The following is a 13,373-nucleotide window of genomic DNA, read 5'->3' on the forward strand; positions in this document are numbered from 1 at the left end:
TCCGGTATAACCGAACTCTGGAACCCTATTTGCGCTAGCGGGGGCGTGAAAACGAAGTCATAAATGACTTCTGTCACGCTCCCTTCTTTACTCTATTAAATTAGTAGCTCTCTTGCTTACTTCTTAAATAATTGCGCCATCTTGGCTGCAACCTCAGGATCAAGGTTGTCTGCCAAAGTACCGGTGTTATTTGACATGGCTGTTTGCTGGCTATTCTTAATTATTTCGGCTAAATTATCAGCAACTGCCTGTTCACCAATTTCAATCGGGTTGATGGTAAGTCGTCCACCAGCAGCATCAGCATGACCACCGCCATTAAAGTATTTCTCAGCGAACTTAGCAACATCAAGTTTCCCGTTACTTCGCAGGGAAACACTGACTGGGCTAATTACTAATGCTGCATCGACATCAGGGTGCTGGATCAGTAATTCATGGGCAATTTCGGACTTATAATCGTCAGCATAAACAAGCCCCAATTGGTGGCCAGCGATTTTTGTAATTAGGGTATCCTTCAAATGGCTCTTTAGGTACTTTGCCCGACGTTCGTTAAGCGTCTTAATCAGAAGCTGATTTTGCTTTGCATATTCTTCCCAGCCAACACTAAAGACGTTTGCAACGAATGATGCCGAGTCTTGTAGAGGATAGAACCAGAATAACTGGTCAAAGTTATCAGCAGCAACCCGTTCTTCTTCACTAATATTCGGATCATTTTGCCAATCCCATGTGTCGTAAGCTCGAATAAGTTCCATAAGATACTCAAGCTGTTGTCGGCGGTCTTCACTTAGCTCCATGAAATGCGGCTGACTTGTTAACCAATCCCAAACAAGACTCGTTGCACTTGGGTTTACTTTTGGATTTGCTGGCCGAATACTGTTAGCTGAATATTGTTCTCGTAATTCAGCTTCAGTTTCATGATGATCAAATACCAACCAGTGGTTAGCAAAATTAGCGTTTAACTGTTTAAACGTGTAGTCGCTATCTGGCGTCATGTCCATAATGTAAACGTCGGTAGCACGACTTGCTTCTGGGGTCTGCAACCACTTAGCGAATTCTTCATCGATTCGACCTGCACCGCAATTGGTAAGATCAAATTCACTATGAGGAAACATCGTCTCTTTAACCGTCTCTAATAATAGCGGTGCCCCAAAGCCATCTAAGTCGTTGTGTGAGAAAATTTTAATTACCTGATTTGCCATGATTAATACCATTTCCTTTGCTTAATCCTAACCAATTATACCAAGAAGCTTATTCATATGTCCTGACACTTTCCAAACTTCTTGGTATGATTATCATTAGTAAGCATTTAGAAAGGATAAAGTACCTATGCAAATATACGATTATCGTCATGAGCTGATCGAATTACTAGAAAACACTAGTAGCGACCAGCAAAGTTTACGGCAAACACTCCAAAGTTTAAACACAGTGATTAATATTTTAAATCACTACGAAGATCCTCAACCATCAACATCGCCTCAAAGGCCAAAGCAATTCGCCCAGCCTGAAAATAAGGCAATTCGCCCAGCTCCACGGATTCGGCAAGCAAGCCATTCCTCCCTTCTTACCGGTCCAGCACACAAGGTGACACCTAATTCTCTTAAACGGCCAGTCACTCCAGAACCAGTCACGGTCGAAAAAGTTTCTCAAGAAGAGCGACTAGCGGCAGATGATCTTTACCTTGTTCACCGAAAATTAAGTGGTGCTGAGATTAATCACCATTATTACAACGAGGCAGTGATTCATTCACTTCACTTTCCACTGGAAGACGGTGATATTGTTCAACTCGATCCCCAACAAACGGTTCGCGGCCTGCCCGCAATTCGTCGAGTGACCGCTGACCACCTGGATAATTACGAGCCAAAAAAGATTGAAGTAATTGAGTACGCCGAATTAAGTAGCGTTCCTGGCTCAGACGTCTTGCAAATTAATGCTACGCTAAAGGGTAATTCAATCTTGGATAAAGATTCAGCTAATACGATTGTTATTGATCCATTTAAGTTCCCTGGGCGAAGTCTCAAGGCTGGAATGGTGGTCGACTACGCCTATTTCGATCATGGAAATGATCTTGAAGATGCTAAGAATGGGTCAATTCGCTGGATTCACGAAAAACAGGACTTCGACACAACCAAACAGCCTGCTAAACCAAAGCAGGTTAAGAAGCCTGTTCATCCGCGACACGATTACGAGAAAAAATTGGATTACGATCTGAAACAACGAATCGTTCTCCTGATTACTGGTGATCGGGAACGTTCACAAGAATTAAAGGCAGTTGTTGATAAGCACCATGGAATTTACCATGCCCTTGACGCTTCCATGGAATATAAAGTCTCCAGCAGTAAAATGAAACGGGAAATTCGTGAGGCTGACTTCATTGTGGTCTGCATTGATAAAATTCATCATCGAATTAGCCAGTTAGCAAATCATCATGCCAAGCGTTATGAAAAACCGCTAGCAATCGCTAATACAACAACAAATACTGCTGTTGAACGAGCAATTGCACGGGCTTTGAATGGTGACCCTGCCTATGCACAAACAAGCGAAGATATGGCTAATTACCAGAAAAAATAAAAAAATTCTAAAAAACTTGTTGACTTTTATTAAAAACTAGTTAGAATAATAAACGACAATTTAATTATTCGATCGCAATGAGAAAGAAGAGTAAATTAACGATATCCATTAGCGAGTCTCGTTAGGTGGAAGGAGACAGGTTCAACGTTAATCGAAAATCACTTTCGAGCTTAAGTCTTAATTCATAGTAAGACTTAATGGTAGCACCCATTAACGTGCCAGCGTATCGCCCAGTCCCGGGCCGTACGTGTAAGGTATTATCAGCAATGATGATACGAAGATAGGGTGGTACCACGCTCGAGCGTCCCTTAACCAAAGTAATTTTGGTTAAGGGACTTTTTTGTTGGGATCAAAGCAATTATTTAACGTTTTTCCTAGGAGGGAATTGATTATGCAGGATTTAACAACAAAAAAGTTAACATTTAAGCAATATTTAGTTGTTGCTTCGTTACTATTCGGGCTATTCTTTGGTGCCGGGAACTTGATTTTCCCACTTCACCTTGGACAGTTAGCTGGTGCGAATTGGGGCCAAGCTGCTCTTGGTTTCTTAGTTACTGGGGTCTTACTCCCATTACTTTCTGTTCTTGCCATCGCTGTTACCCGTGCTGAAGGGGTTTACGATGTTGGTCGACCACTCGGTGCAGCATTTGCCCTAGTCTTCATGGTCTTAATTCACGCTACCATCGGTCCTTTATTCGGGACCCCACGGACAGCAACCGTTTCATTTACCGTTGGGGTTGCGCCATTCGTTCCAAAAGCTGCTCAAGGCTGGTCACTATTGCTTTTCTCAGCAGTGTTCTTTGTCTTAGCATTTACCTTTTCTTACAAGGAAAACAGCATTCTTTCAAACGTTGGTAAAGTTTTGAACCCTGTCTTCTTGGCACTTCTATTCTTAGTCTTCGTAGTTGCGTTCGCTAATCCGTTGGGGAACCCAGCTACTGCACCAGTAACTAGCGCTTACGTTCACAGTGCCGTTACTAATGGTTTCCTTGAAGGATACAACACAATGGATGCTCTAGCAGGTCTTGCCTTTGGGGTTACTGTTGTTACCGCAATTAAAGGGATGGGCGTTCGTCGTCCAGGTGCTGTTTCAAAGGTTGTTACAAAATCTGGTGTTCTCGCAGTTGGTGCTATCGGTTTCATCTACCTTCTTCTAATCGTCCTTGGTGCAATGTCACTTGGTCGCTTTAAGGTTTCACCTGATGGTGGTGTTGCTTTCAACCAATTAGTTAACGCTTATGCAGGTGCATTTGGTCAAGTTGTTCTAGCATTCTTATTAACTGTTACTTGTTTAACTACTGCTGTTGGTTTGGTTGCTGCCTTTGCTCAAGACTTCCACAAGCACTTCCCAAAGGTTAGTTACCACACCTGGTTAGCACTTAGTTGCCTTGCTTCATTCTTAACTGCTAACTTCGGTTTGGATCAAATCATCGCTTGGTCAACTCCAATGCTAATGTTCCTTTACCCACTATCAATGGTCTTAATCGTTCTTTCAGTTGCTTCACCACTCTTCCATCGTGATGGCGTTGTTTACTTCTTCGTTGTCCTTTTGACTGTGGTTCCAGCACTTGGTGATATGGTTGTTGCTTTCCCAGCCGTTGTAAGTCAAAGTTCATTTGGCCTCTGGGTAGCCGGTGTCCGGAAGATGATGCCACTCGCCTCAATGGGTCTCTCATGGGTTGTTCCAGCACTTGTTGGTTTAGTTGTCGGGCTCGCATTCCACTTCTTCCGTCACAACCAAGTTAACGTTAAGTAGACAGAAGTTGATTAGTCTAATCTAGTAATCGCCATTAATTAAAAACTCCAATCTAAAAAACTCAGTTCAGGATGTCACCATTCTGGGCTGAGTTTTTTACATGGTAAATGTGCGTGCCGTGACCTTCCGTCTACTGCAGCAGAGTCGAAACGTGCTTTGCCCGAGTTTCCTAGAGCTAGCGACCTCCTTCCGCAGTAGCTGACTGAACTTTATATCCCAACAAGTTGGTTATAAAGTCCTAGTCAGCCTTGCGAGGGTTCACAGACGAAAACAAGTTTTCTGGTTCACCGCTTAGGCACTAGTCGCCTTCGTCGAGAGAAATCGTTAGTTTCTACTGCAACAAAGCCGAAACGTGTTCGTAGGGAAGCCCCTATAGACAACAAACTCCCTCCCAGATGCTTTCAGCATCCAGTCGGGAGAAATTGTTGTCTTACGGGTCTTCTTTACCTGCTCACACTCTACTTGTCATACCTCTCCAATCCAAACTTTTGGATAGCATAGATGAGTTTGTTGGCGTAGTTCGGGTCGGTGGCATAGCCGTTCTTTTGGAGTTCTTGAGCGGCTTTTCGGTAATTAGTATTGGTGCGGACACCATCGAAGCGGTGATGGTTGTCCTTGGTTCCATTAACAATAATATTAGTATGAGCCTTAATTGAATCATCCCATGTTTGGTAAACCGCAAAGTATTGAGGAATGTACCGTTGCTTACCATTAATGTTTTCAACGGTATACATCCGCACCCTATCTTCACCCTTACTTGCTTTCATCCCAAACAAGTTGTTGTATTTATTACCGAGCCGACTATTTCCCCACTGGGACTCTAATCCAGCTTGCGCAATTGTGATACTTGCTGGAATACCATACTTCTTCTGTTCACGCTGGGCTGCTGGCGCTACCTGAGAGACAAATTGTTGAACAGTCATGTTTTGATCGTGAATTTGTCGCGGGTACCCTGACAATGGACTATTCTTAATGGTTAGCCCACAAATCGTAAAGACGACAACAAGAAAAACAATTGTAATTGCAGAAATAATTTTAGTTTCTTTTTTCATATTTATTCCTCTTTAACTAAGTATTCGCGCTTATTATAAACAATCATTTATTATAAAGCGAAAAGTTTTAAGACTTCTTTAATAAGTCCTTTTTAACATCATTAAAGTGTTTTGCATCAGTAACCTTCATCTTTGGGAAGCTCCTAATCAGCCGACGTTGGTTCCAGGAAAGGTGCTCGTTAAACCGTCGCGTATCTTCACTATTAATGATCTCTGCCCGCCAATTAGCCAGCCGCTGCTTTAAGCGATGTTCTTCCGCAGGCTTGGCTTCTTGGATTAGTTCATGCAAGTGTTCAAACCGTTGATTAATCCGGTTATCCCATTGTTTAGTAGATGTATGAAGTCGGTGAACACTGAACATCGTCAAAATCGTATCAGTACCCATTACAAGAACGATTATAACAGCCAGCCAACCGTGCGTCCGTGCTTCTTCCCAATTAATTATTCGCTGGATAAAAGGTTGGATGTACTTAACTAAGAAAACCACACCGATCCCCCAGAACAATGATATTTCTGGAGCAACTCTTCCTTGAATGTTCCCTTTCAGTTTAGAATAATCCCAGAGCTTCATATGAAAGACTTTCTCCAAAAAGAGACTCGCAAAATATTCAAAGATGCTAGCAACGATAAAGCCAACAGTAAATAGGAGAATTAAATTATTTTTAACGGGCTCCGCTGTAATTAAGATCGTGGTAACAGCAAATCCATAAACTGGACAATATGGACCAAAAAGGAATCCACGGTAGGCATAGTGATGATCCTTAATCGAACAATAAAAGGTTTCCCATAACCAGCCAACTACCGAATAGGTAAAAAATAAGACAATAATTTCTGAAATTGAGTAATGCATGGTCCGGCACCCTCCCTTCATCAATTATTGTCTCATATTTTCTACTTTAAGCTAAGTTTTTCAACATTAAGAATCTTATCAAGCCAGCCTTCATAGAAACTTTGTTCGTGACTAACTAAAATTAAATTTCCCGGGAAATTTTGCAATGCCGTTTTCAACCCCTCCTTGGTTTCATCATCAAGGTGGTTTGTTGGTTCGTCCATGATCAAAAAGTTAGACGGGGTTAACTCTAAAATTGCCAGCTTAACCTTCGTTTGTTCGCCACCTGAAAGCAGGTGTAACGGCTTCATTGTATTTGCCGCATTAATTCCTGCCCGAGCTAGCTTTTGCCGAATAGTTTTGGGCTGCATCGTTGGGAACATATTTTGAATTGTCTGTAATGGGGTTAATGACGGGTCATCCCATTCAAGATCCTGATCAAAGTAGTTAACCTTAGCGGATGGTGAAAAAGTTGCCGTTCCGCCAAGAGCAGGAATTTTCTTTAAAATCGACTTAATCAACGTTGACTTCCCAACACCGTTAAATCCTGTGAAAAGCAGCTTTTCTCCCATCGTCATTGAAAATGTCACCGGTGCTAACAATGGATGACCATAACCAACGGAAAGGCTTTCGACCCGAAGCGCGTTCGCGGAGCCGGTATTTTCATACGGAAACTTAAAAGTTGCTTTTAAATTATCTGTCGGTGGATCAATCCGCTTCATCCGGGCCAGCATCTTTTCCCGCGACTTAGCCATCGTTGATTTTGACCCCGCCTTATTTTTTCGAATAAACCGTTCAGCCTTTTCAATAACAACCTGTTGTTTTTCGTATTCCCGCTCTTGGGTTTCCTTGCGCTCTTCCTTTTGCCGCATTGCCTGTTCAAAGCTCCCCCGGTATTTAGTAATTTTCCCGAAGGCAACATCACAGATCGTATTCGTTACCTGTTCCAAAAAATCATAATCGTGAGAGATGATCATCGCTGCCCCATCGAAGTCGTTTAAGTAGTCAATCAGCCACTCAATGTGGGCCGTATCAAGGTAGTTAGTCGGTTCATCAAGCAGGATTACATCCGGTTGCTCAAGTAACATCTTCGCTAAGATAATTTTAGAACGCTGACCACCACTCATCTCAGAGACGACATTATCCTTCCCAATTTCGGTTAATCCTAACCCGTTCATTACTCGCTCAACTTCGGTCTCAATATCATAGAAATTATGAGCATCTAATTGTTCTTGGAGCCGACCTGCTTTAGTTAACAGCTCATCATCCATCTTTTGAGCATATTCTTCGTACAGCTTATTCATCCGGTCATTGATTTCATAAAGATCAGCAAAGGCGGTGTGAAGGAACTTGATCAGAGTCATCCCCTTAGGAATATCAACGTACTGGTCCAAGTAACCGATCTTAACGTTCTTAGCCCAAGTTACCGTTCCCGACACCGGAAGGACTTTCCCAATCAAAATCTTAATTAAGGTACTTTTACCAGCACCATTTTGACCAACAATTCCCATATGTTCATGTTTTTCAAGTTGAAAGCTAGCGTCATCGTAGAGTTGCTTATCCGCATAACTCATTGTCAATCCCTTGACATCTAATACTGCCATGTCTTCTCTCCTCATTTTTCCGTTTAAACTGCTTAATATGGTAACACAAATCAAATTCCTCTCCAAACTGATTATTAAAGGAATCTCATTTTCACCTTGACATCCAGATCATCCTTCGCTAAACTATAAGCAATCTTAAGTGAACGGAGAATGTTAAATGATTAAGTCTCACACCAGCAAGTTAAATACTTGGCAAAGCCGGTAATTCGGGTTGAGTTCGTCATGGATGCAACCTGAGATGACAGATTGCATCTGTGCCGGCTGAGAAGTGATCATTTATTCAGTCTGCATGGATCCTACATGCAGGCTTTTCTTTTTTCAAAAGCGGAGAGCCCTTTGCATGTGGTTCCCCGTTTTTTCTTTAGGGAAGGAGTTTTATCTTTATGAAAAGAATGTCCGCAGTCATTATTCTGCTGCTTGGCTTTCTTGGGATTGCCTTTTTCACCGAAAACGGCGGTGTTGTTAAGCAGCGGGTTCCAAAAGTCGGGGTATTAACCTTGATGCACCACCCTGCTTTAGATCAAATCTACAAGGGGTATGTCGATGAGCTGGCCAAGGAAGGTTACCACAACGGGAAGAACATTAAAATTGAATACGAGAATGCCAACGGTGACCAGAGTAATCTTAAAACAATGGCCAATACATTAACGAATAACAATCCAACGGTTCTCTTTGGGATTACTACCCCCGCTGCTCAGGCGCTCGCCAATTCTACCACTAAGACGCCAATCATCCTCGGTGGGGTTTCTAACCCTCAAGGAGCCGGCCTAGTGAAGAATAACCAGCATCCTGGTGGTAACATTAGCGGTGTCTCCGATTTAGCACCAGTTCACCAGCAACTAACCTTAATCAAGCAATTCGTTCCTAACCTCAAAACTCTCGGGGTAATTTACACTTCCAATGACAGCTCTGGTGTTACTGGCTACCACCAAATTGCCCGTGAATGCAAGAAGATGAACATTAAGCTAAAAGCGTACTCGATCTCGAACAGTAACGATTTAAACCAGGTTTCCCAACAAATGGTAAGTCGGGTCGACGCGGTGATTGTTCCAACCGATAACACGGTTGCTGGTGCAATGCAGACACTGGTAAAGAACGCGGATGCTGCTAATAAGCCCGTTTTCCCTGCTACTGACACCATGGTTAAGCAAGGCGGGGTTGCTACATACAGCATTAACCAATACAAGCTTGGTGTAATGGGAGCAAAAATGACCGTAAAAGTCCTTAAAGGAAAGAAAGTTGGTAACCTCCCAGTCGAATACGTTCGTCGCGGTGAACCAGTCCTTAACCTTAAGCAGGCACAAAAACTCCACTTACAAATTCCTGCCCAGTTCGACCACGAAGCACAAACAAAGGGGGAAGTATACAAATGAATCTAATCGTCTCATCTATCGGTCAAGGATTATTGTGGGCATTACTCGGTCTTGGCCTCTACCTCACATTCCGGATCCTTGATTTTTGTGATATGACAGTTGAAGGAACTTTCCCTCTTGGTGCCGCCACTGCAGTTACCGCCATTGCAAACGGCATTAACCCGTTTTTAGCAACGTTATTGGCGATCGGTGCTGGAATGATTGCTGGCCTAATTACCGGTCTCCTTTATACTAAGGGAAAGATCCCAAGCCTCTTAGCTGGAATCCTGACCATGACCGCGATTTACTCCGTTGATTTACGGATCATGGGGAAATCTAACATCTCATTATTGGGAAAGCCAACACTTTTTAATGGTAATTTTCTTCGTCAACTTCCCCAATTCTTTGATAGCGTGACAGTCGGCTTAATTGTGATCATCATTGTAACTATTCTGATGATGATCTTTCTCGCCACTGATTATGGGCAAGCATTCATTGCAACCGGGGATAACCCCACAATGGCAAAGTCATTAGGAATTCACACTGACAGAATGATTAATATTGGCTTAATGGTTTCTAACGGGATGGTTGCTCTCTGTGGTGCCCTCGTTGCCCAAAGCAATGGCTATGCTGACGTTAACATGGGGATTGGGACCATCGTTATTGCCTTAGCTTCAATTATTATTGGTGAAGTAGCCTTTGGTGACCTCACTCTTAATCAGCGACTCGTTGCTGTGACTCTTGGTTCAATCATCTATCGCTTAATTCTATTAGCAGTATTACAACTCGGCTTCTCCGCTAACGACCTCAACTTAATTTCTTCGATTGTTCTTGCAATCTGCATGATGCTACCGCAATTGGAAAAGGTTGTTAATTTAAAAAAGCCAATCTTGAAGGGAGTGCAACCACATGAGTAAGCCCATTTTAGAATTAAAAAATGTCAAGACAGTTGTTAATAAGGGAACTGCAAACGAAACCACGATCCTCAAAGGGATTAATTTAAAAATTAACGAAGGTGACTTTATTACCATTGTCGGCACTAACGGGGCCGGTAAGTCAACCCTCTTCAATGTTATTGGTGGAAACCTCCATGCTGATAGCGGGCAAATTCTTCATAATGGCAAGGACATCACTCGTTCAACTGAAGAACAACGGACATCTTTTCTTGCCCGCGTCTTTCAGGATCCCAAGCTTGGGACAGCTCCCCGGATGACCGTCGCTGAAAATATGCTTCTCGCAACAAAGCGTGGTGAAAAACGTCACCTGGTTTTGCGAAAACTAAAGCAAAACATGGAACGGTTTACCAAATTAGCTGCCACAATGAACAACGGGTTAGAAAACCGAATGACCACCGCAACCGGAGCACTTTCTGGCGGCCAACGGCAAGCACTTAGCTTTTTAATGGCTACTCTTAAGCGTCCTGATATTCTTTTATTGGATGAACATACCGCTGCTCTTGATCCACATACGAGTTTAAATCTCCTCCATGCCACTGATGAGCGGATCAATCAGGATCACCTGACGGCTTTGATGATTACTCATCACCTAGAAGATGCCTTAACATATGGTAATCGGTTAATTGTCCTAAAAGACGGCCAAATTAAAGCCGACTTTAAAGGTGAAGCAAAACAACAGCTCACCACTGACAAACTCTACACCTATTTTGAAGATTAGCCTTGTTAATATTCCAAAAATTATATATATTAATAATGAAATATATCGTTTTTTGGAATATTGGAGGTTTAAATCATGAATTACTGGCTTCTTTTTGTTACCTTTATTGCTGTCAATCTAGACTTCTTCTTTATCTTGCTTTGTCTGGTCAATAAATACCCATTGCGAGACGTTATCATCGGTTACGTGATTGGTGTCGCACTCCTGGTCACTGCTAGCTTTGCTGCTGGTAAGGTTCTTACGCTTTTCCTTCCTGAATGGCTTCTCGGCTTCCTTGGAATCTTACCAATTTACATGGCACTCCATGATAACGATGAAGATTCCAACCACCAATCGACCACTCGATCACCAATTTTGATTGTTCTCATAACATACCTTGCAGTTTGCTCTGGTTGTAATCTCTCGATCTTTTTACCAATCCTAACAGGAATTCCCCTCGGTCACTTTGGCTTGGCATTGAGTTTCATTCTTATTCTCACTATTCTCGTTGTAATTTTGATTAAGGAAATTGGTAAATTATCACCAGTCGCCCGGTTCATGGATAAATATAGCGAACTGTTAATGAAAATCATCTACATTGGAGTCGGAATATATGTCTTCTTCGATAGCGGACTGATCCGTCACTTGGCACAGTGGGTCGGTCTGGTATAATATTCATCAAAAAGCGATGGAGGCCTTCACCCGTGGAACAACCAGATGTCTTAATTAACGAAGCGGCAAAGATTTACAAAGTATTAAGCAATAGCACAAGAATCAAAATTCTCTACTATCTCCGTCATCAAACTGATGAGGTTGATGTAAAAACAATTGTTAATGATCTTGGCCTTGCCCAGCCAGTGGTTTCTAAACAACTCGGAATCCTCCGGCGTTATCAACTGGTTTGTTCCCGTCGCTCTGGCACCCGTGTCTTCTACATCCTTGACGATCCTCACATTATGGAATTAACGGATGACATGATTGCTCACGTTAAACACGAAATCAAAGGCGAACCCCATCCAAAGAATTTGTATTAGAGGGAAGAGTGCAAACCGAGACGGACTAGCCACCAAGTACTAAGGAATCCCGGACGAGTCTCCTTGCACTACAATATCAATATCCTTTAAGATAATAAGAGGCTAAGAGCATTCTTGGTCTCTTTAATAATTTAAACAATTTTTAACGGGAGGATTATTTGTGAATAACCTATTTGAGCGTACTTCGATTAAAAAGGCCTATTTTACTCTTGCACTACCGGTAGTGTTAAGCATGGCTGTAACGCTTATTTATAATCTGGTTGATACTTTCTTTGTTTCTAAGACTGGTAACCCTGATCTAGTTGCTGGAGTATCTCAGGGAGCTCCAATTTTCACCTTGATGATTGCGATTGGTGATATTTTCGGTCTTGGTGGTAGTTCATTAATTTCACGGCTTTTCGGCGAGCATCAGGACCACCTTGCAAGAAACGTTTCCGGCTACGCTTTCTATTACTCAATCGCCTGTGGAATTGTTGTTACAATCATCCTATTAGTTTTTCAAAATCCAATCCTTCACCTGCTCGGTGCTTCAGCTAATACTTGGAAGTACGCCCGTGAATATTACCTGGTAATCGCCTGGGGAGCGGCATTTATCATCTTCGGGTTATCGCCAACCAATATTCTCCGAACAGAAGGCCTAGCGATCCAGTCAATGATTGCCTCAATGGCGGGGACGATCATTAACATCTTCCTTAATCCGATCTTTATTTTTACCTGTGGATTAGGAGCTGCCGGATCAGCCCTGGCAACGGTCACTTCAAGTGTAATTGCAGACATCATTATGGTTTACTATCTCAGAACGAAAAGTAAAAAGCTGACAACTTCAATTCATGAGACTAAAATCAGCTGGCATCATCAAATTCAGATCTATGCCATCGGGATTCCCGCATCGATTACCAACATCATGGTCTCCTTTGCCACCGCAATGACTAACCGTTATCTAATTTCTTATGGCGCCAATAGCGTTGCTGCGATGGGAATTGCGATGAAAGCTAATTCAATCATTATTATGATCATGGTTGGCTTTGCTTTCGGTGCCCAACCATTAATTGGTTATGCTTATGGTGCCCGAAACGAAAAACGCTTTTACGAAATTATCCATTTTGATTTATTTGTTATTTCTACAATTAACATTGTCTTAACAATACTCCTTCTTATTTTTGCTCCTGAAGTAATTCGCATCTTTATGAATGATCCGGTAATCGTTAAAGAAGGTGCCTTGATGCTTCGCTGGTTATCTATAACAACTACTTTAGCTGGGATAATCCTAGTATTTACCACCGCTTTCCAGTCAATGGGAAAGGCTGCTCCAGCGTTTTGGCTATCATTCAGTCTCAAGGGTTAATCTTTGGTCTAGCTATCGTAATTCTGGCTCATTTCTTTGGTTATACGGGAATCTTAGCTGCTCAAGCATGTTCAGACGTGCTAACTTTGATTTTGGGGCTAATATTCTACAAAGCCTATGAACCACACTTTAATAGAAAGAGCACTGAGTAATAAAGCTTTTGGAAACCTAATTGATTCGTCA

At 42.3% G+C, this 13,373-nt stretch carries 11 protein-coding genes, 1 pseudogene and 1 other annotated feature; of the genes and pseudogenes, 8 read left to right on the forward strand and 4 right to left on the reverse strand.

Annotated features, from left to right (window positions below):
- Positions 1-116: 116 nt before the first annotated feature.
- A complete protein-coding gene (locus HUK49_RS02365; protein ID WP_191912509.1) occupies positions 117-1,196 on the reverse strand; it encodes a DHHA1 domain-containing protein in 1,080 nt (359 codons plus the stop codon).
- A gap of 127 nt (positions 1,197-1,323) precedes the next feature.
- On the opposite strand from HUK49_RS02365, the gene HUK49_RS02370 reads away from it, so the two are divergent.
- Both HUK49_RS02370 and brnQ read left to right on the forward strand, forming a co-directional pair.
- The gene (locus HUK49_RS02370) at positions 1,324-2,565 is read left to right on the forward strand and encodes a DUF2325 domain-containing protein (RefSeq protein ID WP_191912510.1); all 1,242 of its coding nucleotides are present in this window, start codon (positions 1,324-1,326) and stop codon (positions 2,563-2,565) included.
- Between the two features lie 68 nt (positions 2,566-2,633).
- Positions 2,634-2,877: a binding site (T-box leader), on the forward strand.
- Between the two features lie 79 nt (positions 2,878-2,956).
- Entirely contained in the window at positions 2,957-4,321 is a 1,365-nt protein-coding gene (gene brnQ / locus HUK49_RS02375; RefSeq protein WP_191912511.1) for a branched-chain amino acid transport system II carrier protein, read from the forward strand.
- A 458-nt stretch (positions 4,322-4,779) separates the two neighbouring features.
- On the opposite strand, the gene HUK49_RS02380 is transcribed toward brnQ, so the two are convergent.
- From HUK49_RS02380 to HUK49_RS02390, 3 genes are all read right to left on the reverse strand, one after another.
- Positions 4,780-5,373, reverse strand: a complete 594-nt coding sequence (locus HUK49_RS02380) for a glycoside hydrolase family 73 protein (protein ID WP_191912512.1) — start codon at positions 5,371-5,373, stop codon at positions 4,780-4,782.
- 67 nt (positions 5,374-5,440) lie between these two features.
- Positions 5,441-6,223, reverse strand: coding sequence for a putative ABC transporter permease (locus tag HUK49_RS02385; RefSeq protein WP_191912513.1), 783 nt, complete (start codon positions 6,221-6,223; stop codon positions 5,441-5,443).
- Between the two features lie 41 nt (positions 6,224-6,264).
- Positions 6,265-7,806, reverse strand: a complete 1,542-nt coding sequence (locus HUK49_RS02390; protein WP_191912514.1) for an ABC-F family ATP-binding cassette domain-containing protein — start codon at positions 7,804-7,806, stop codon at positions 6,265-6,267.
- A gap of 383 nt (positions 7,807-8,189) precedes the next feature.
- Between HUK49_RS02390 and trpX the strand changes: the two genes are divergently transcribed.
- The 6 genes and pseudogenes from trpX (at position 8,190) to HUK49_RS02420 (ending at position 13,342) form a co-directional block, all read left to right on the forward strand.
- Positions 8,190-9,179, forward strand: coding sequence for a tryptophan ABC transporter substrate-binding protein (gene trpX, locus HUK49_RS02395; RefSeq protein WP_191912515.1), 990 nt, complete (start codon positions 8,190-8,192; stop codon positions 9,177-9,179).
- Positions 9,176-10,075: an ABC transporter permease gene (locus HUK49_RS02400; RefSeq protein ID WP_191912516.1), complete on the forward strand. Its 900-nt coding sequence runs from the start codon at positions 9,176-9,178 to the stop codon at positions 10,073-10,075. The genes trpX and HUK49_RS02400 overlap by 4 nt, the downstream gene beginning before the upstream one ends.
- Positions 10,068-10,832 carry an ABC transporter ATP-binding protein gene (locus HUK49_RS02405; RefSeq protein WP_191912517.1) on the forward strand — a complete coding sequence of 255 codons (765 nt, stop codon included), beginning with the start codon at positions 10,068-10,070 and terminating at the stop codon, positions 10,830-10,832. The genes HUK49_RS02400 and HUK49_RS02405 overlap by 8 nt, the downstream gene beginning before the upstream one ends.
- A 75-nt stretch (positions 10,833-10,907) precedes the next feature.
- Positions 10,908-11,483, forward strand: a complete 576-nt coding sequence (locus HUK49_RS02410) for a cadmium resistance transporter (protein ID WP_191912518.1) — start codon at positions 10,908-10,910, stop codon at positions 11,481-11,483.
- Between the two features lie 32 nt (positions 11,484-11,515).
- Entirely contained in the window at positions 11,516-11,845 is a 330-nt protein-coding gene (locus HUK49_RS02415) for an ArsR/SmtB family transcription factor (protein ID WP_003716514.1), read from the forward strand.
- A gap of 160 nt (positions 11,846-12,005) precedes the next feature.
- Positions 12,006-13,342, forward strand: a pseudogene (locus HUK49_RS02420) (MATE family efflux transporter).
- The last annotated feature ends 31 nt before the right edge of the window (positions 13,343-13,373 follow it).

This window comes from Limosilactobacillus portuensis (assembly GCF_014838735.1).
In the GTDB taxonomy this organism is placed as follows: domain Bacteria; phylum Bacillota; class Bacilli; order Lactobacillales; family Lactobacillaceae; genus Limosilactobacillus; species Limosilactobacillus portuensis.